The organism is Candidatus Nitrospira allomarina (assembly GCF_032050975.1).
In the GTDB taxonomy this organism is placed as follows: domain Bacteria; phylum Nitrospirota; class Nitrospiria; order Nitrospirales; family UBA8639; genus Nitrospira_E; species Nitrospira_E allomarina.
In genome coordinates, this window is record NZ_CP116967.1 from 4,369,458 (window position 1) to 4,390,788 (window position 21,331).

Sequence of the window (21,331 nt, forward strand, 5' to 3'; positions counted from 1 at the left end):
TAGGAACTCACCGTCGCTATTATCTCCGAGGAGCCGGAGGAAAGGGAATAGATCAGGTGCCGAATTTTCTACACGGCTTCCGTATCAGTCCCCTGACGGACTTCTCCTGACTCCTGTCATTCATCTCCGGAACCGGTCAAGGAAAATGGCACGACCGGACGGAGAATTTCAGGCGGTTGATTTTCCTACCCTCCTGGCCGGGGATGGCTTGGCCAGTTTACGGTTTTTTCGTGGTACACTAGGCGTGAAGATCGTGGGAGACCATGAAAATTGTGGAACGGAGCAGGGAGGCTCGACTATACTCGTTGGGCGGCCTAACCACCTCTTCTCGGGCAAACCTGTTTTGGCGACCAACCCTACACCCATCTTTGTGACACATTGCCACCATTTCAAAATATGTCAGGTCTCGCAACCTGCAAACATCCACACGTCGGACCTGATTTCCCACTGGCTGAGAGTTCGAACCCCGAACACCATGTCCTGCACATCGTCCAGCGATAACCGGTCAAGCATCTTGTCATAGGGAGCCCCATCCATGTCCAAAAGCACACCTCACCTGACAATCGAAGAGGAACGCTTAGAAGAATCCAAAAAGCGGACGGTACATTGGAAACGGTGGGGACCCTATCTGAGTGAACGCCAATGGGGCACGGTCCGTGAGGATTACAGTCCCAATGGCGAAGCCTGGGAAGACTTCTCCCACGACCAGGCCCGCTCACGAGCCTATCGGTGGGGCGAGGATGGCATCGGTGGCATCTGCGACCGCCACCAGCAGATTTGCTTTGCACTGGCGCTCTGGAACGGAAAGGATCCGATTCTGAAAGAACGTTTGTTTGGCTTGACCGGGAACGAAGGCAATCATGGGGAAGACGTCAAAGAATATTACTTTTACCTGGACTCCACTCCGACGCATTCCTACATGAAGTTTTTGTATAAATATCCCCAACACCCCTTTCCCTATGCCCAATTGATCGAAGAAAACCGGAAGCGGGGCAAACACGATTGGGAATATGAGTTGATGGACACGGGTGTGTTTGATGACAACCGGTATTTCGACGTGTTTATCGAATATGCCAAAGCGACACACGAAGACATCCTGATCAGGATTACCGCTCATAACCGGGGGCCTGACTTCGCGGAACTTCATGTGTTGCCGACCATCTGGTTCCGCAATACCTGGTCCTGGACGCCGCATGCTCCACGTCCCACTCTCAATCGGGATAAAAACCTTGGCGATGCGCAGGCCATCCACTTGGACCATGAACAATACGGGTCGCGGTGGCTGTTATGCGAAGGCACTCCGGACATGCTCTTCACCGAAAATGACACCAACACGCAACGGCTCTATGGAGTGCCCAACGCGGGCCCCTATGTCAAAGACGGGATCAATGACTCTATCGTCGCCGGCACACAAGGGACGGTGAATCCGGCACAAGTCGGAACGAAGGGTGCGATCCATTATCATCCGTTGATTGCGCCCGGACAAAGCATCACCTACCGGCTGAGATTGACCAACCTACCTCCCACCGAGGGCCAGTTGGGCGAAGAGTTTGATACCATTTTCCCCGCACGCCAACAGGAGGCGGATGATTTTTTTGCCAAACGCCTCGGGACATCCCATTCCGCCGATGCCCAAAATGTGCAGCGTCAGGCATTTGCCGGTATGCTGTGGAGCAAACAATTTTATCATTTTGACGTGCGCACCTGGCTGGCCGGCGACCCTACAGGACCGCCGCCGCCCGCAGGGAGAAAAGATGGCCGGAACGCGGATTGGAAGCACCTCTATAATGAAGACATCATTTCCATGCCCGACAAATGGGAATACCCATGGTTTGCGGCCTGGGACCTTGCCTTTCATTGCGTGCCATTAGCCCTCGTGGACCCGGACTTCGCAAAAGATCAACTCCGGTTATTGGTCAGAGAATGGTATATGCATCCCAACGGTCAAATTCCGGCATATGAGTGGGCGTTCGGCGATGTGAATCCGCCCGTCCACGCCTGGGCCACCTGGCGGGTGTATAAAATTGAAAAACGCATCAGGGGCAAAGCCGACCGGGTATGGTTGGCTAAGATATTCCATAAACTCCTGCTGAACTTTACCTGGTGGGTGAACCGGAAGGATGCCGATGGCCGAAACATTTTTCAGGGAGGGTTCCTCGGACTGGATAATATCGGCCTCTTCGATCGGTCCGCGCCGCTTCCGACCGGCGGATTTATTGACCAATCCGACGGCACCAGTTGGATGGGCATGTACTGCCTGAATATGCTGGCCATTGCCCTGGAACTGGCACGACACGATCCCGCCTACGGCGATGTGGCCAGCAAGTTCTTTGAACATTTTGTCTACATCTCGCACGCCATCAATCACATCGGCGAAGGCAATCACGAAGCCTCCCTATGGGATGAGACCGACGGATTCTATTATGACATGTTGCATTTCCCGGACGGCCATTCTCAACAAATGAAGGTCCGGTCCATGGTGGGACTCATCCCGCTCTTTGCCGTTGAGACGTTGGAACCGGAAGTGGTGGATGCCTTGCCGGGCTTTAAACGGCGCCTGTTGTGGTTTATCGAAAACCGCCCGGAATTCCGGCGTCATGTCTGTTCAACCAGCCTGCCGGATGGAAGTGTTCGCCGGATGCTCTCGATAGTGGATCAGGAGCAACTCCCCCGCGTCATGAAGTACATGCTGGATGAAGAGGAATTTCTCTCCGCGTATGGTATTCGAGCCTTATCCAAATACCATCAAGACCATCCCTATGTGCACCATGTGAATGGACATGAACATCGCGTGGATTATGAACCGGCAGAATCCAGGACCGGCTTATTCGGCGGCAACTCCAATTGGAGAGGACCGATTTGGTTCCCGGTGAATTTTCTCCTGATCGAATCGTTACAAAAATTCCATCATTTTTTTGGAGATCATCTCACTGTGGAATGCCCGACCGGATCGGGATCGCAACAGACACTGTGGCAAGTCGCAGCGGAAATTTCCCGTCGCCTCAACCGTCTCTTTCTTCGTGATCCTTCGGGCCACCGACCGGTCTTCGGGGGAGTCGCCATGTTTCAGCAGGATCCGCATTGGCGGGATTACCTGTTATTCCATGAATATTTTCACGGAGACAACGGAGCGGGATTAGGTGCAAGCCACCAAACGGGCTGGACCGGACTTGTCACCAAACTGTTGGAACAATCAGGAGAATAGGATATGTCTCCCGACCGGAGGCAACAACATCAGGACACCCCACCTCCCCTACACACCCCTATCCTGCCACAGGTCGTAGATTTTGGCCGAGAAATTTGCGGCGATTTGTGGCTGTCCGAACGACGGGAATGGCTCGTCACCAACGGCATCGGCGGGTTCGCCTCCGGCACCGTGGCGGGTTCCCTGACCCGACGGTATCACGGTCTGCTCCTCGCCGCCCTCAAGCCCCCCCTCGGACGCACCCTGTTGGTCAGTAAACTGGAAGAAACTGTGGAGTACCAGGAAAAAATCGTTCAGCTCTCCACCAACCATTGGCATAGCGGAACCGTGTCGCCAGCGGGATTTGTATTCCTGGAACGCTTCCGCCTGGAAGGCACGACACCCGTCTGGACCTTTGCCATCGGCAACGCATTAGTAGAGAAGCGCATATGGATGGAAAAGGGTGAGAATACGACGTACGTGAAATACTCCTTCACCAGAGGATCGCTTCCGATTCGCCTCAATCTTCGAGCCTTCATCAATCACCGGGACTACCATGGCATCACGCTGGACACGCTCCCGGAATTTTCAACCACTCCCATCCCGCATGGACTACAGATTCTACCCGCAGAAGGTTCTCCGTTTATTCTATCTGCCTCGGGAGGATCGGTTGAAGCCGTCCATATGTGGTACCACGATTACGATCTGCCCCTCGAACGGGAACGGGGACTTCCCGATCGCGAACATCATCTGCACATCGGCACTTGGATTCTCGACTTGAAACCCGGCGAAGAGATCATCTGGATGGCCAGCACCCGTCTTAAGCCATCCAGACCCTCCGCTTCGTGTTTCGAATTACGCCGACGTCATGAAATGGCTTTGCTCCATTCGGAACCCACCGCAACACAGTCACACCCAAGTTGGCCGGACTGGATCCAACAGCTCACGTTGGCCGCCGATCAATTTATCGCCTCACGTTTCCTGACCCCTCACAACACCGGTCATACGGTCATTGCCGGTTATCACTGGTTTGGGGATTGGGGCCGGGACACGATGATCAGCCTGCCGGGACTCACCCTGACCACCGGGCGTTTTGACGTCGCTCGCAGCATTCTTTCCACATTTGCACAATATGCCAATCAAGGCATGCTGCCCAACCGATTCCCCGACGCAGGGGAAGAACCGGAATATAACACCGTTGATGCAACGCTCTGGTATATTGAAGCCGTCCGCCAATATGTGGACGCCACCGATGATCGCGCCTTTCTCAAAACGATCTTTCCCGTGCTTATCGAGATGCTGGCGTGGTACCGCAAGGGCACCAGATTTGGAATCGGTATGGATCCCGCCGATCACTTACTTCATGCCGGAGAGCCGGGCGTACAGCTCACCTGGATGGATGCCAAGATCGGAGACTGGGTCGTGACTCCGCGGATGGGCAAACCGGTCGAGATCAATGCGCTGTGGTACCAAGCCTGGCTCACCCTGGGGCAATTGGCCAGGACCATGAAAGAACCACACGAGGAATTTCTACACATAGCCAAGGCCGTCCACACATCCTTTCAACGGTTCTGGGATGAACGATTACACCGATGTTATGACGTGCTGGACGGACCGCATGGCCATGATCCGGCCCCACGCCCCAATCAATTGTTCGCCGTGTCCCTGCCAAATAGTCCGCTCACCTACAAACAGCAACATGCTGTTGTGGATTATTGCGCCCGACATCTCTACACCTCTTATGGGTTACGCAGCCTGGGGCAGGAAGATCCCCAATACGTAGGACAATATGAAGGAGATATCCGGCAGAGGGATGGCGCCTATCATCAAGGCACCGTTTGGGGCTGGCTACTCGGTCCTTTTGTGCTGGCACACTTTCGGGTCTATCGCAATCCCGAAGCTGCTCGATCGTATCTTGCATCGATGGCTCATCATCTCAACGATTACGGACTGGGAACGCTGGGAGAAATCTTTGACAGCCAGCCGCCGTTCGCGCCACGTGGCTGCATCGCCCAAGCCTGGACCGTGGCCGAAATCCTCCGCGCCTGGCATCTCATTCACCCGTCCACCAACAAGCTTAGAACAGAAAAACCCACTCCCCAAAAATAAAGAGATCTTGTCATGCTGAGGCCATGCCGAAGAATCTGATCCCAGGCTGAAGATTCCACAGCTCAGCGAGATCCTCTCGGTGCCCCAAGGATGACATGATCGCTCAGGACATATGGGCTTCCCTTGGTCACTCACCTAGGAATCCACCTCCGTCATCCACGGCATTGATTATCCCTATTCCCCCCTTTTTCTTCTTTTGCATTTGTCCTTCTTCAATTTATCGCAATCCGTCGGCTTTATTGCGCACCATGGGGGGTTGCGCCTGAAGAGTTTCCTTTTTTATGTCGTGCTCACAGATTAGGCACTCCCATCCCTCTGATCCGGGAATGGGGGGTTATCAGCCATCTTTCGGATTCATTTTATTGAAAGTGAGCAATTTTGACCAGAATTCTGCATGTCTTCTTGCCAAAATAGTTGCCCTTCAATGCCCAAAAACCACTACCCGATCTCACGGAACCCCGAGCGTTCCTTATCGGAAGGGTACACACTATGGCCGCATATTTTCAAAAAGGAATAGGGATGCAGTTCAAAGATAACAAAGGCATATTGGACGGTCATGTGCATCTCTTTCTCTCGGCCTCTTCACACATAAGTCCTACCAAGATCATCCATCAGGTGGACCCCAAACAGCTCAAGCGGCAATGTGATGAATGCTTCATTCTGATCGGGAATGCCGGGGGGAATATTCTTTTTATCAATTCACGAATAGAGGAATGGTTCGGTTATACCCGCAAGGAGTTAATCGGGAAACCCCTTGCATGTCTTATTCCAGGACAATTTCGAGTCCAACAGACCGACGAGCGTGTAGACTTCGTATTGACACCACACTGCGAGTCCATGGAACACGAACCTGAGTTTCAGGGACGTGGGAAAAACGGGAGGACCATTCCCCTCCAAATCAGCCTCGAATCGATGGGGAAGGAAAACAATGAAGCGACTTTGGTGACGATGACGATTATCACCGAACGCAAACGGGTCAATTCTCAAAAACGGTTGCGGGAGATGGCCGCCGACCTCAATTTAACCGAACAACGCGAACGACAACGCATTGCAATGGAACTCCATGATTATCTCAGCCAACTGTTAGTGGTGTGCCGCTTGAAGCTGACCCAGACCATGCAAGTCCTCAAACCTGAAACTCAGGAGCTCAATCTTATCAAAGAAACTGACGATATCCTCGATCAAGCCCTCACCTATTCCAGAACGCTCGTTGCGGAGTTAAGCCCCTCGGTGTTATTTGAATTTGGATTGCTGGCGGCTTTGAAATGGTTAGCCGGTCAAATGATCCACCATGGACTGAATGTGACAATGACTTGTGCGGGCATTCAGGACCTGAATGTGCCTGAAGATAAGGCGATTTTATTGTATCAATCCACCCGTGAACTGTTTTTCAATGTCATGAAACATGCCGGTACCAACCGCGCCACTCTCACACTTGGCAAGGAGGAAGGAGTGTTACGCATTACCGTGGGGGATGAAGGGAAGGGGTTTCATTCAACCAAAGGAACAGCTACCCCTTTCACGGAACAATCGATGAAATTCGGACTATACTCCATACGCGAACGCATGATCAGTCTTGGGGGATCATTCGCAATTGAGTCACAGCCTACACACGGAACCCTGGCTACCCTCCTATTACCCTTATCACTGAAGGGAGAAATCCATTCAGGACTACACCAGGACCCACCTGGCAGCTCACCAAGCACCTCCTCCTCCCTCAGAGCTACTCTCTGATCAATCACACCTCTGAATCAATGGTCCGAAAAAATATCCCTATGTAAAATGAGGTAAAAAAATTTAATTTAGGTCTTTTGATGACCGTTGCCGCGAGTGTGTCCACTGGAAGTTCTCGTGGCAAGAGCTAATGAATAATACAATTTGATCTGCACAATCTTGGGATGAGTAGCCTAGGATGAAGTCGGTTGTGATGACGGAGTAGATCGGCTTTGTCCGATCCCGTTTAGCTTTGTCTAATCGGAATAGGAGTCATCAGACCTTTACTTAATAAAAGATAGGGGAAAATTTGAGCACTGATTTCCGTGATACGGGATTGGAGACCTGTTGGGAGGAAATATGGCGCTACATGGGAGCCTGTCCGCCTTTTTTTTTTGGCCAGCCCCCGAGCCGGTCTTCGCCCCGCTAAGATGTATCGTCCAAGCCTGGACCATCGCCCAAGTTCTCCGCGCCTGGCATATCATTAACCTTCCGCCAACAGGGAAACACAAGAAAGACACACTCCCAAATAATAAGACTAACTTGGCATCCTGATAGTCCCCTTTAAAATTGTCATTCTGAGCCATGGCGAAGAATCTGGCCCCGGCCTGTAGATACCAAAACTCAGCGAGACCCTTTCCTTTCCGCAGATGCCCCTTTCAACCATTGTTTTCTCTCCCACATCCATCCTCAAATGCTCCTCAATTTAATCGGGGCTTAACGAATTTGAAGAAAATAGATGTTTTATCTATAGTGCTGTACACAACCGGCGGGAGGCACCGTCATGGTGAGGGTGCCATAACGCTGGATCGTGATGGACCAGATGCAGGACGGACGGCCCGCCGCCAACGCACTCATGGCCGATTCACCACACACCGGCAATGGTTTTGTCCAGCCGTCTCTCCTTAGCCACAAGGTAGCCTTATTCTTCAAGACCATGCAGACGGAGGCCTTGGCGGCCGCGAGCCCGACGTTCCAGCTCTCCTCCTTTCTCATCAGTCGACCTCATAAGGTTGGCGTCCCCATAGCCAACACTCCGAGTCCGGATACCGGCCAAAGTGGTGTGTCATCCGTTACGATAATGAAAATCTTATGCACTGGTGCGGACGTGTGGGTTGAGAAGAGCGCTTCCATTTCCTACCCATTAATACTTTTTCCGGGTTGCATCGTTTGGCAAACTTGCGGCTGACATATTCGCGGTCGAGGAATTGATTGATAGAGAGATTATCAAAATTTAGTCAGTTCATTCCGGGATTTGCACGGCCCTCATCTTATAAGGCAGTTGATTTGGACCAATCTGAACAACACGCGGGTCTGCCTCCGGCTCATCGGAATATTCCGTAAAATCTGATGAGCCAAGTATTGCAAAGACATTGAGTATTTCACACAGCTCTCCAAGGGCGAAACTGAAAGAAAGGGCCGACTTGTACTGCAACTGAATCAATGAGCGCGTAATACATCGATAACACCTCAGCTATAGGTTCTAACGTGGTGCAGCAGACTGAATCAGCGGGGTTAACCCTACGCAACTTTTTCTTGGCACTCGTCAAGACCAAGGAAGACAGTCCGCAGCTCCATGAATCTGAATCTTACACAAATTGGTGCATCCGGTTTGCCTGGGAACGTCTCACCGTTCTCTATCTTTTGGGATTAGTCGCCAACCCTGCGTTTATTGTAGCCGACGTCCTCCTTCATCGAGAGCATCTCGATGCAATCCTCGACATACGCATGATTTTAGAGTTGGGGCTCTTCGGCTGTTTTTTACTCGTGAGATACCAACCTGCTGCCGTCTCACCAAACGTGCTTTTAGTCCTTTGGGTATTGATTGGCAATCTGTGCATCGTCCAGATGACCGTCGTGCTTGGGGGATTCACGGCCCAGTATTACAACGGGCTCAATCTCGTGTTCCTGGCTGCAGCGGTCATTGTGCCGGTGTCCTGGCCAAGTCATCTGATCGCCCAAGCGGGCACGCTTGTGTCGTATTATGGGCTGAATCTTCTCAATCCTTCTGTGACGGCTGATATCGATGCAGCCATTGAGAACTCGTTTTTCCTCGTATGGACCTGCGTCGCCTTACTTTTCTCGGTTTCCCTCTACGAACGACTGCAGCGGGCCGAATTTCAAGCACGGCTCTTTGAGCGCAGGGCAAGGGTTGAATTGGAGACGTCCAACCAAAAACTTCTCGAACTGGATCGGTTGAAAAGTGAGTTTTTCGCCAATATCAGCCATGAAATTCGCACCCCGCTCACTCTGGCCGTGGGTGCATTTAAGACTCTTTTGAAATCTTCACTCGGCGCAGAAGCCAAAGATGTGGTCCAGACCGGCTTACGGAATGCCTCCAGGCTTCTGTTCCTCATCAATGAGTTGCTGGACCTGGCTAAATTCGACAGCGGTCGCACCACTCCGAACAAACGGTGTATGGATTTCGCTGCGCTCGTGAGCAGTGTGGTTATGAACTTCGATTCCAGCCCGACTCGTCGCATCCATGTGAAAGGCCTGATGCAACCGGTGGCCTTGGAGGCCGATCCACTCCAAATGAAAAAGGTTCTGTATAACCTGCTCTCCAACGCCTTCAAGTTCAGCGATCCCCATGAGGGCCAGGTGTGGATTCGTCTCTCCTCCAAGGAACATTCCATCGAACTGGAGGTTGAAGACAACGGCATCGGCATTCCACCCGATCAATTGGGGCGAATCTTCGACCGATTCACTCAAGTGGAAAGCAGTGCCACGAGGCGGTATGAAGGCAGCGGGATCGGATTGGCCTTGGTGAAGGAAATCGTTATGCTGCATGGGGGAACAATTGCGGTGGAAAGCAACCCCGACCGTGGTTCCGTATTTACGATCACGTTGCCTCGCGGGAACGTGCCCGCTGATCAGGTGCTTGCCATTCAAGACGACGAGGAGAACCGGGACGTTCTTCCCAGACCAGCCGAAGACGAACACAAAGACGATGAGTCTTTCCTTTCCCCCGCTGAAAAAATGGACGCCCCATTGGTGTTGGTGGTCGATGACAATGCCGATATGCGCGGGTACGTCAAAAAAATATTGCACAGACAATATCAGATCGTGGTAGCCAGGGACGGGGCGGAAGCCCTGGAGATGGCTCAACACGTGCGCCCGGCATTGATCCTGACAGATGTCATGATGCCGAAAATGAGCGGGCAGGACCTTTTGAAAGCCGTTCGAAGCGATAAGACTCTTCGATCGACCCCCGTGATTTTCTTAACAGCCCGCGCCGGGACCGAAGCACGCATTGAAAGTCTGGAAGCCGGAGCCGACGATTATTTGTCCAAACCCTTCGACGAACCGGAACTCCTGGCTCGCGTCGGCAACCTGATTCGAGCACGTGCACAAGAACGGGAACTCGTTCAGTTACAGAAAGAAAAATTAGCCAGGTTCTTACCCCAAAATCTGGCCGACATGATCATGTCGGGCGACCACGAGGATTTCCTGAAAGGGCATCGCAGCAAAATCACCGTAATCTTTATCGATCTTCGAGGATTCACACCCTTTACTGAAACGGTGGCTCCCGAAGAGGTGATGGCCGTCCTCCGTGAGTACCAGGCCGCGATGGGTTACCTGATCTCCGAATATGGCGGAACACTTGAGCGATTTGCCGGCGACGGCATCATGGTCTATTTCAACGACCCGCAGCCCTGTCCCAATCACGCCGAACAAGCGGTGCGCATGGCAATTGCCATGCGCCAAGAAGTCCTTTCGTTAGAAGAGCAATGGAAGAAACGCGGCATTCCCCTCGGAGTAGGCATCGGTATTGCGACCGGATATGCAACGATCGGTGCGATCGGATTTGAAGGACGAACGGACTATGCCGCGATCGGCCCCGTCACCAATCTGGCATCCAGACTCTGCAACGAGGCCCAGCACGGCCAAATCCTGGTCCCGGAACAGATCGCCTTTCTTCTTGGAAAACTGATCTCGACCGAACCTGTCGGGGAACTCGCATTGAAAGGCATTCAAAGGCCTCTTTCCGTCTATCAAGTGATCGGATTAAAAGCCTAGTTGCCATTCTGCGGTCCCGCCGAAGAATTTGAGGCCAGCCCTAACACGTCCTCGTCTCCCAGAACGCCTTCTTTTCCTTAATCCCTAAACTTAAAAAAATATCCCCCTCCGTCATCCCCGATATCAGTTATCAGGGCTCCATCTTTTGGACGGAGCCTGACCTGTAAAGAATTTGGCAGAGGAAGAAAAAACTCCTGTCCGAATATTCCTCAGGCCCACCTGTCATTTTTTCTAGTGGTTGGGTATCATGCCCTGGAATTTTTCCATGAGAAAGGCACAAGTAATCATCCATCCCGTCACGAGTTTGATCTCATGGGCAAAAGTTAAAACTTCATCGCTTAAATTCGCAACGATCGCCTGCACAATGGCCTCACGGCTAACACCAAAGCAGAGAGACAAGGAGTAGAGACAAATGGATCCACAATTTTGGATAACAGCCTGGAACGAAGGAAGAACAGCCTTCCACGGGGAACACTATCACGAAAAACTGACGGAGTACTTTCCCCGATTCAATCCTGAAAAGGGGCAGAGAGTACTCGTTCCACTCTGCGGGAAATCAAAAGATCTTCTTTGGCTTCATAGGCTCAATCTCCATGTCCATGGAGTCGAATTGCATGCCCAGGCCGTGAAGGAATTTTTTTCAGAGAATGGACTCTCCTCCCCTCACATAACCCAAGATCAAGATTTTACCCATTACACCCACGAAAATATCATCATCAGCTGCGGGGACTTTTTCAAACTCAATGAACACCACACCTACGACTACATTTACGATCGGGCAGCACTCGTGGCTCTACCACCCCCAATGAGAAAAAGGTACGCGCAAGTTATCAAGCAATCCCTTAAACAGGGGGGGAAATACCTTCTCATCGTCTATGATTATGACCAATCAAAAATGGAGGGGCCTCCCTTTCATGTTGGTGGCAAAGAAATTCATGAACTGTACGAAGATCAGTTCACTATTACATTGAAAGAAAGCCAAAAGCCAAAAAATGAAGGAACAAGACTCTCCGCAATAGACAGCCTTCACCAGACAGTCTACGTCCTTGAAAAGATCCGGTGACACTCCCCGCCCAATTGGCACCTTCGAAAAAATCTTCGACGGACAACCATTTTTCGTCTCGCATAATTGCCTCACCCAACCCTGGCCCCCCGCCCAAACCCTCCACGCCTGGCAGATCATCCAGACAGTCCTCACCTAAGTTATCCTTCCGATCCCACCGCGGCGTTTTCATTCTGCGCCAGCGGCGAAGAATCTGTGCCCAGCCTGAGGATGCCACAGCTAACCAAGATCCTCCGGCTCCCTCCTGTAGTTCAAACCCGCTTGTCATTCTGAGCCAGTGGCAAAGAATCTGTGCCCAGCCTAACGAACTCTCGCCCCACCAAGATTATTTAGTTCCCTAATACAGTCCCCCACCTTGTCATTCTTAGGCCATGCCGAAGAATCTGAGCCCAGGACGAAAAGCCCCACGGCTCAGCAAGATCCTTCGGTGGACCTTGCCCTGAGCTTTGCCGAATGGGTCAGGATGGCATGGTCGCTTAGGACAAATGCCTTTCGTTGATTGCTCACCATTGGCAAAGATTCTGGCGCTTGGCTGGACACTCAATTGAAAATTTGTCGGGCAAGTGCGTGCCACATTCCCTATACAAAATTGGGCTTGTGGCTCCTCTTATATCTACTGTCTCGTGACTTCCACCCAGGCCACAGCATGTTGGGCAGGAACCACGGTCACCCTCATTTCACCTTTTTCACTGTAAGTCAAAAGGGAGCTTAATCTTACATTAGGCCACAGCGGATGCCTTAACAAACACATCCCCCTCTCCCAAAACTTCTTTCGATACATCACTTCCCTGCCTCAAATGTAAAAAATGTCTCAACTCAGTACCTGTACAAAATGGGCTAAAAAAACTCGATACCGATCTTTGCTGACCCGGGGAGCGAGTGCATTCCCTGGACTTTTAATGACACCAACCCCTTATCGATTCAATTTGTTCTCCACAATTTTGAAGATGAGTACCCTGGCATGGATTCGGATGTGATGGATGTGGCAGCTTGGCTTTGTCCAATCTCCTCCAAGCCTTGTATAATCGGACTAGAAAACGCCCGTTACCATTTCACCAAAATTAGGAATTAAAGGTGACCCCTAATACCCGGGATACCGGTTTAGAAACTCTTTGGGAAGAAATCCGCCGATTCATGGGAGTCTGTCCGTCCTTTTTCCGGTTGGCCAGCCCTGAGCCGATCGTCGCCCGGGGCCTTTTCGATCTGGCAAAATTCGCCTATCTTGAAAGCCCTCTCCCCTCAAGCTTCAAGGAAAAGCTCTTCACCTATCTCTCCCGATTCTGCGGGGTTCGGTATTGCGTCACACGACATGCCGCATTTTTGTTGGGACGAGGGAACATCGCCGGCGACCCAACCTGTCCTCCTCTTACCCCTGAGGAAGTCATCACCTTGCTCAGCGAGCCGTTTCCTGAGGGCGAACAACTTTCCGATATTCTGTCCGCCCTTGGAACCATGAGTACTCCCCTCAAGGCCTCGCCGGCTCACGATTCGATGGTGGAGCGACACCTGCGCATCGCCTGTGCGATGATTTTTCTGGAACCCGGGCGCTCCACCGCATGGTGCGCTGCCCTTCGGCGACTTTTGGGATCTTCGCAATTCGAATGGCTTCTGCTTTTCCTCGCCTTTGTGCGGACCGCGCATTTTTGGACGGAAGTTCATGCATCGTATGGTGCCATGATACCGATGGCGAGTGAACAGCCTTCCCCCGGGGATGATGCCGTCATCGATCAGACTCCTCAACTGGTTTTTGAAGAGGACATAGAAATTCTCTTTCGAGAGCAACAAGCACTGGTCGAACCTCTCTTGCAGAGAATGCAGGACGCCACACGATTCGAACTGGGATCACAGCTCCATGCAGAGTTGCAGGAATTACGCACCACTCACCGGCTCGCACAAGCCTTGAAAAAAAGTGAAGCCCTCCTTCGCGACTTGTACGAGAATGCCCCGGATATGTTTTGCTCCGTTGATGCCGAGACAGAGCGCGTTGTTGAATGCAATCGAACCCTTCTGGAAAAAACCGGGTTTTCCCGCGAGGAGATCATCGGCAGATCTGTTTTCGAACGGTATACCAAGGCCTCCCTCCCAAACGCCCGGAAATCCTTTGAACACTTCCGCCAATATGGAGTCGAGCACAATGCCGAATTGCAATTGCGAACTCGTGAAGGAAAAACGATTGATGTCAGCCTGAATACCACGGCCGTGCGTGATGCGTCGGGACAAATAATCTCCAGCCGCTCGATCTGGCGGGATATCAGCCAACAGAAATCCCTTGAAGACCAACGGCGCCTCATATTTGAAGCCTCCCCGAATGGCATGCTGGTTGTGAACCAGAGGGGAACCATTCTTTTTGCCAATTCACGAATAGAGGAATGGTTCGGGTATCCCGGAAAAGAGTTAATTGGAATGCCATTAGAAGGGCTTATTCCCGGGCAATTTCGAGTTCAGCCGGCCGGCGAGCGTTTTGACTTCGTATTGATTCCCTGCGTCGAATCCATGGAACCCGAGCCTGAGTTTCGTGGGCATGGTAAAGACGGAAGGACCATCCCACTCACAATCAGACTCGATCCGATGGGGAAGGAAGACGAGGAATCGACATTGGTGACGATGACAGATATCACCGAACGCCAACGGGATAGGGAAGCCATTCGCCAATCGACCATCGCGCTTCATGAACAATTGGCTCTCAACAAAACCATCACCGATAATACCTCAACCAGCCTGCTTATGATTGATACCGCCGGACGAGTGACCTTTGCCAATCCATCCACGGAAATCGTGATGGGGTTCAAACCTGAAGAGCTGATTGGCCGGGTATTGCATGAAATGGTCCACCATACCCGTCCAAATGGTTCCCCATTTCCAATAAAAGAATGTCCCCTGGCCGGGCTATCTCCCTTAAGAGAGACTCTGACCAATCATGAAGACGTCTTTATCCATAAAGATGGCCATTTTTATCCTGTACGCTGCAACACGAGGCAGATTTTCAAGCAAGGGGAGCGGATAGGTAACGTCATCGAAGTTCTGGATATCACAGATCTGCAACGTGCCGAGAAGGACCGGCAACTTTTTACGCTGGAACTGGCGAAACAGGTCAATGATCGAACTGAGGAGCTTGTCAATTCTCAAAAACTATTACGGGAATTAGCGGCCGCCCTTAATTTGACCGAACAACGTGAACGGCACCGTATTGCGACGGAACTTCATGATTACCTCAGTCAACTATTAGTGGTGTGCCGCTTGAAATTGGGCCAGATCAGACCCGCCCTTGGCCTGAACGCTGAGAGCTCCGGTCTGGTCAAAGAAACCGAAGACGTCCTCGATCAAGCCCTCACCTACACCAGAACGCTCGTCGCGGAATTAAGCCCTTCGGTCTTATTTGAATTTGGATTGCTGGCCGCCTTGCAATGGTTGGCCGGTCAAATGATCCATCATGGGCTGAAAGTGGAAATGACCTGTGAGGGCATTCAAGACTGGAAGGTCCCGGAGGAACAGGCGATTTTATTGTATCAATCGATCCGCGAACTGTTTCTCAACGTGATAAAACATGCCGACACGGACCGTGCCACGCTCACACTTGGCAAAGAGGAGGGGGTGTTACGTATTTCCGTCCGCGATGAGGGTAAGGGGTTTCATCCACCCAAAGGAACTGCCACACAGCCTTTCACGGACCAGGCAATGAAATTTGGCCTCTTCTCCATTCGCGAACGCATGATTACCCTTGGAGGAACATTCGAAATTGAATCACTACCTGATCACGGAACCACGGCCCGCCTCATTGTACCCATTGCATTAAAACTGGAAAAGGGTTCTACACCACAACAGGATTCGGACGGGCAGTACATCGATCAACCCACGGACGATCAATCTCTACCGGAGGAAGGCAATCTCCCAAAGATCCGCACAAAAAACCACATTCGCATTCTGATCGTCGATGACCATGTGATGGTGCGGGAGGGCTTAAGGAATATGTTGGAGAGCCATGAAGATCTGGAACTGGTAGGGGAAGCCGGGAACGGCGAGGAAGCCATCGATTTGGTAGAACGCCTGAAACCTGCCCTGGTGATCATGGATGTCAATATGCCAAAACTGAATGGCATTGAAGCCACATCCCGGATAAAAGCCCATCATCCGGATATCAGTATTATCGGATTATCTGTCAATGCCGGTGGAGAAAATCAACGAGCAATGCTCAAGGCCGGAGCGGTCGCCCTCTTGCCCAAAGAAGCTGCTGTCGCCGATCTCTATCAAATGATTACAACCGTCATGACGTCACGGCCATGAACCTGTGGCTTGCTGATGATTGATAGAGCGACCCGAGTTGCGCTCAGACTGCACGCGGTTTGTTGGAATGCTATGATGGAATATAATTTGACTGGCTGAATCATTTAATCACCTTATGAAAGGAAATCATGACTATGAATCTGCTGCGAATGATGATCGGCGTTTCTTTGGGTGTTGTGCTCTTCGCGGGAACCGGATTTGCCACAGAACCGGCCGAAGTGGAGAAATATGTGAAGGCCCGTATTGAGATCGGCGAGATGATGACGAACTACTTTAAGGGTGGCAAAGGATACGGAGAGGGGCAGCGGCCGTCACCAGAAGCCATGAAGGAAATGGGTGCGGATATCAATACAAAACTCATTGCGTTATTGGCCAAGCATGATTTGACGATCGAGGAATATCGCCAGCGCAGCCCTGAGGTCTTTGCCGATGATGCGGCCGTGCAGGGGTATCTCAATGAGCATCCCGATCTGAAAGTACGCTACGATGCCCTTCCACTGGGCAGCATAAAGGGCGGGAGTACCGGCCGGGGGTACTGAGGCTTCCCCTTGATTAGACAGGATCTCCCCTTCAAAAAAATCATTTACTGCGGCCGACGTGCTCAAAAAAAGGGGCGGTCATGATGGTACCCTGTCCATAACGATGCCAATCCGTTTTCCCATCGACACACAATTGAAGGAGGGTTCGGCCTTGCGATTGGCGCTGGCCGAACCCCAAAGATATCCAATTGCTTCGCCAGCTGTACAACGTAATTGTCGACGAAGGGACTTCCTTTCCCCATGAGCAGATGCCATCCGATGAAGAATTTCAGGCCTATTGGTTTGGAGGCTGTGGCACCGTGGTGGCTTTTGCCCAGACCGGAACTGGTTCCTTGGAACTGGCCGGAGCCCATTACGTAAAGGGTCTGTTGAAAAAAGTCGCCAGCGGCGTTCTCGCCATTTTTCCGTGCTCACGTACTAAGCGCACGCTCCGCGCGAAAAAACGGCTGCGGCCTTGCTGGACGGACTTTTTTGAACCGACCCGGAGCCATTGCTGAGTAATCTAATCCTGGGCAAATTTGTCCTTGAAAATCTTATTTATTCAACACTCCCGTGAAAGCGAATTGGCCGGGCCGGGAAAATCACATTGCCAACGCGGGATTTATCGTCGCGCCCGAATGGCGGGGGAAAGGGCTAGCCCGTCTCCCTGGAGAGACTATGTTGGATCATTCCCGTTTCCTCGGCTTTCGAAGCGTGATTTTCAACCTGGTGTTTTCGGAGAATCACGTGGCACATCGTCTGTGGACGCAATTGGGCTTTCGTGAACTCGCCACCCTCCCCCAAGCGGTGCGCAAGAACGACGGAACCTACCAGGATGCCCGTATTCTGTTCCGGTCACTCTGTGACGACAGCCACCTGCCCGATCGCCCTTGAAATGAGGCCTCACGCCAGCTGGGTTGCTCTCAATTCAGAAAATTCTGTAGTGACGAAGTGATGTTTCCAGGTAAGATATCTTCATGAAAATGAAGGCCTGCGATCCAAGTTCTGTTGACTCACGCCGTCCCAGTCAAGTGATAGGCTCGCCAAGCACAAGATTGACGAAGACCGAAAACTCACTCCTGAACAGCGGCCACTCCTTGCCCTTGAACTGTCCGATGCCGCTGCCGCTATCCAACGCGCAGGTTCCAACAAACATGAACCGTCATTCTTTCCCGCCTTGAAACAGCCAAAAGCACAGTCATTTTTCGACCATTCTGTCCGGCAGTACCTTGACAAGTAGGCCCGTTCCCGTACTATCGAAACACAAGACTATCAGGGCAGAACGGTTCTCAACTCTTATAAACGTACCAGATAATTAATTAAATCTCGGTATGCGCATTTGCCATAGAACCTGATATTAAGGAGATGGGCGTTTCCTCATTTGCTTCCCCACTCTCCAACTGTAACTCTATCAATGGAGGTCGTGACATCCCATGAACGATGAGCAGCCGGCTACGGTTTGCGCCAGTCTCATAGACGGTATGCAGAGTCTCCAACTCTCCACAGTCGGGGTGGACGGCATTCCCCACTGCAGCTATACGCCCTATTTGCACCGGGCTCCTGGCAGCTTTTACATCTTTGTCAGTCAACTGGCAGCACATACCCGTCACTTGCTGGCAAACCGGACCGTCGCCATCATGATCATTGCCGATGAACAGTCGACGTCACAGATTTTCGCTAGAACGAGGGTGCATTACCTGTGTGAGGCCATGCCTATCCCGCCCGATCGTCCCGAATACGAGTCTGTGCTGGACGACTATCAGGAACGGCATGGCAAGATGGCCGGCCTGTTACGGCAGCTGCCGGACTTTGTTCTGTTTCAACTGCATACGAAGAGTGGGCAGTTTGTGATGGGGTTTGGCAAAGCATACACGTTGACCGGAGACAATTTGTCGGTCTTCGAACATTCCCGCACTGGATAGTGTGATTAATCAATTGACCGGCCTCTATTCCAGCCTTACACGTTTCTCTGTACTTTACAGAAGAGTGAGGGTTCGCTATTCTTGCCAAGGACTGAAGACATCTTTCCGATAACTGTTCAGGGAACTCTCCATCACACACAAGATCGTCATGGTGCAACCTCGGGCTTTGTAGCCCGGGCTTTGGTCCTCTGGCTAGAGCCACGGCTCCTCCTGGATCCTCCCCCTCACAAGGATAGCGGACTCCATCGGACGGTAATCCGTACATTTCGAATACGTGTGCCTTTCCTCCCTGCGTGCTCCCACGCGAGCGGAAATCACACGAAGTGAGATGCTTGAATTGGTATCCGGGAACGCCCATGCGAGGAACGATGCGAAGTCCCGGATAGCTCGCAAGACCCACTCAACGAAGAGGTTGTGGTACAGGGAGAGACCGAGACGGAGAAACAGCCGGAAACCGGATCCCATGTGCAGGAACAACTGACGCGACATTCATTTGAGACCAGAAGATTTGCGACGCATATCGCAAGCAAGAACTACATTCACCTCTCACTTCTTATCAGGAAACACACGATGACTAAATTTGCCAAAAGTGAATATTTTAATCCCTGGCATCATGCCAGTCCCGGAGACAAATTACCCGAGTTCGTGAATGGAATCATTGAGATTCCCAAAGGCACGAGAGCAAAATATGAATTAGATAAAGAGAGTGGCCTGCTGATACTGGACAGAGTGTTATACTCTTCCGTGTATTACCCCGCCAATTACGGATTCATTCCGCAAACGTACTGTGAAGATAAAGACCCCTTGGATATTCTTGTGATTTCACAAATTGATGTGGTCCCGATGTGTATCGTGCCGGCCAAAGTCATTGGAGTCATGCGCATGCTTGATAACGGAGAAGCGGATGACAAACTCATCGCAGTGGCGGCAGGCGATCCCAGTGTCAGCCACATTAAGGATATTTCCGAATTACCCCAACACTTTATTTCCGAAATGCGGCATTTCTTTGAAGAGTACAAGACTCTTGAACATAAAGCGGTGGTGGTGGAGGAGTTTTTAGAGAAAAAAGTGGCTCAAAACATTCTGAATCAGAGTCTCGCGATGTATAAAGATTTGTTTTGAAGTACGGAGTTGCCAGATTGCCCTAGGGCCGACGGTCCGGGTGAGGTTGAAATGAACCTTCCCGGCCTTCGGCTAATGCGGTGCGATCATCAATCAGGATTGAGCCAAAAATTTCGTGCCACATTACACATGAGAGCCAACCGGTTGCTCATGATGAATAACCTACCAGTTTCACACTCTCATGCTGCAGGCTTGAGCAGGACCTTGACCCAGCCATTTTCCCGCGCATCAATATGGCGATAGGCTTCCGGTCCATCCCGAAGTGGCAACTCGTGAGTGACGAGAAACGAGGGCTTTGCTTTACCCACCTCAATAAGATTGCATAATCGCCGATTATATGCCTTGACGTTGGCCTGACCGGTTCCTATCCGCTGCCCCTTGAACAAGAAGAGACCCCAGTCGAAAGCCGGCTGCCTTTTTTGGGCCAACGCTTCTGCCGACTTCGGATCCTCAGGTTGAAACCCGCCCACCACGCCTATTTGTCCCGTCGGGCGCACCGATTGTACAAGATGATTCATCGTGATATCGGCCTGTTCGTGACTTTGGGGATCGTGCGTATGGTGTCCCAGGCATTCGCAACCTGAATCTGCGCCCTCGCCGGCAGTCAGGTCCAGAACCTGATCAACCGGGGAAACTCTCGATTCATCGATGGGAATAGCACCGATTTTCTCTGCCAGTCGTAATCCATCGGGGTGACGATCCACAATCATCACCTTACTGGCCCTTTTAAGGATGGCCGAGTAGGCGGCCAGGAGACCCACCGGTCCCGCGCCATAGATGACGACCGAATCGCCCGGGCGGACACCGGCCATCTCAGTCGCATGATATCCGGTCGGAAAGATGTCTGACAGCATCACGTAATCGGCTTCCTTCTCCTGCGCATTCTCAGGCAACCGCAAACAGTTAAAATCACCGTATGGCACACGGAGAAACTCCGCCTGTCCACCTGGATAAGGACCCATTCCCGCACAGCCATAGGCTCCGCCGGCTGTACCTGGGTTGACCGTCAGACAGAAGGCGGTCAACCCGCTCTCGCAGTTTTTGCAAAATCCGCAACTTATATTGAATGGCAGACAGACACGGTCGCCAACTTGCACTTGGGCAACATGAGGGCCGACCTCGATCACCTCGCCAAGATTCTCGTGGCCGAATATTGTGCCCGGCTCAACGGGCATTCGTCCTTCATACATATGTAAATCGGAATCGCAGATATTGGTCGTGGTCATTTTCACCAAAACATCCGTTGGTCGCTCAATTTTGGCGTCGGGCACTTCCTCCACACTGACATCATGCGGTCCATTATAGACAAGTGCTTTCATAGCTTCGTTCCTCCTATGGTGATAGGTGAAACTCCAACATTCATTCTTAAGCCGAAGCCACGGGCCGGTTGTGGTTCACA

General features: G+C 51.7%; 14 protein-coding genes. 11 read left to right on the top strand and 3 right to left on the bottom strand.

Annotated elements, in window-relative coordinates; translation table 11 throughout:
• Window positions 1-399: 399 nt before the first annotated feature.
• Entirely contained in the window at window positions 400-537 is a 138-nt protein-coding gene (locus PP769_RS19000) for a hypothetical protein (RefSeq protein ID WP_312643283.1), read from the bottom strand.
• Between PP769_RS19000 and PP769_RS19005 the strand changes: the two genes are divergently transcribed.
• From PP769_RS19005 to PP769_RS19045, 9 genes are all read left to right on the top strand, one after another.
• Entirely contained in the window at window positions 536-3,205 is a 2,670-nt protein-coding gene (locus PP769_RS19005) for an MGH1-like glycoside hydrolase domain-containing protein (RefSeq protein ID WP_312643294.1), read from the top strand. The two genes, PP769_RS19000 and PP769_RS19005, sit on opposite strands and share 2 nt — an antisense overlap.
• A gap of 3 nt (window positions 3,206-3,208) precedes the next feature.
• Entirely contained in the window at window positions 3,209-5,293 is a 2,085-nt protein-coding gene (locus PP769_RS19010) for an amylo-alpha-1,6-glucosidase (protein ID WP_312643296.1), read from the top strand.
• A gap of 489 nt (window positions 5,294-5,782) precedes the next feature.
• Window positions 5,783-7,027, top strand: a complete 1,245-nt coding sequence (locus tag PP769_RS19015; RefSeq protein WP_312643299.1) for a PAS domain-containing sensor histidine kinase — start codon at window positions 5,783-5,785, stop codon at window positions 7,025-7,027.
• Between the two features lie 1,470 nt (window positions 7,028-8,497).
• The gene (locus tag PP769_RS19020; protein ID WP_312643302.1) at window positions 8,498-11,026 is read left to right on the top strand and encodes an ATP-binding protein; all 2,529 of its coding nucleotides are present in this window, start codon (window positions 8,498-8,500) and stop codon (window positions 11,024-11,026) included.
• Between the two features lie 412 nt (window positions 11,027-11,438).
• A complete protein-coding gene (gene tmpT, locus PP769_RS19025; protein WP_312643308.1) occupies window positions 11,439-12,089 on the top strand; it encodes a thiopurine S-methyltransferase in 651 nt (216 codons plus the stop codon).
• A 1,074-nt stretch (window positions 12,090-13,163) separates the two neighbouring features.
• Complete coding sequence (locus PP769_RS19030; protein WP_312643315.1) at window positions 13,164-16,370, top strand: PAS domain S-box protein; 3,207 nt, start codon at window positions 13,164-13,166, stop codon at window positions 16,368-16,370.
• Window positions 16,371-16,504: 134 nt separating this feature from the next.
• Window positions 16,505-16,909, top strand: a complete 405-nt coding sequence (locus PP769_RS19035; protein ID WP_312643318.1) for a hypothetical protein — start codon at window positions 16,505-16,507, stop codon at window positions 16,907-16,909.
• Window positions 16,910-17,157: 248 nt separating this feature from the next.
• The gene (locus tag PP769_RS19040; protein WP_312643319.1) at window positions 17,158-17,406 is read left to right on the top strand and encodes a hypothetical protein; all 249 of its coding nucleotides are present in this window, start codon (window positions 17,158-17,160) and stop codon (window positions 17,404-17,406) included.
• A gap of 55 nt (window positions 17,407-17,461) precedes the next feature.
• The gene (locus PP769_RS19045) at window positions 17,462-17,782 is read left to right on the top strand and encodes a GNAT family N-acetyltransferase (RefSeq protein ID WP_312643321.1); all 321 of its coding nucleotides are present in this window, start codon (window positions 17,462-17,464) and stop codon (window positions 17,780-17,782) included.
• 133 nt (window positions 17,783-17,915) lie between these two features.
• Here the strand turns inward: PP769_RS19045 and PP769_RS19050 are convergent, their stop codons facing one another.
• A complete protein-coding gene (locus tag PP769_RS19050; RefSeq protein WP_312643323.1) occupies window positions 17,916-18,044 on the bottom strand; it encodes a hypothetical protein in 129 nt (42 codons plus the stop codon).
• Window positions 18,045-18,321: 277 nt separating this feature from the next.
• On the opposite strand from PP769_RS19050, the gene PP769_RS19055 reads away from it, so the two are divergent.
• Both PP769_RS19055 and PP769_RS19060 read left to right on the top strand, forming a co-directional pair.
• Window positions 18,322-18,810 carry a HugZ family pyridoxamine 5'-phosphate oxidase gene (locus PP769_RS19055; RefSeq protein WP_312643325.1) on the top strand — a complete coding sequence of 163 codons (489 nt, stop codon included), beginning with the start codon at window positions 18,322-18,324 and terminating at the stop codon, window positions 18,808-18,810.
• 570 nt (window positions 18,811-19,380) lie between these two features.
• Window positions 19,381-19,932: an inorganic diphosphatase gene (locus PP769_RS19060; protein ID WP_312643327.1), complete on the top strand. Its 552-nt coding sequence runs from the start codon at window positions 19,381-19,383 to the stop codon at window positions 19,930-19,932.
• Window positions 19,933-20,111: 179 nt separating this feature from the next.
• On the opposite strand, the gene PP769_RS19065 is transcribed toward PP769_RS19060, so the two are convergent.
• Window positions 20,112-21,251, bottom strand: a complete 1,140-nt coding sequence (locus tag PP769_RS19065) for a glutathione-independent formaldehyde dehydrogenase (RefSeq protein ID WP_312643329.1) — start codon at window positions 21,249-21,251, stop codon at window positions 20,112-20,114.
• Window positions 21,252-21,331: the final 80 nt, after the last annotated feature.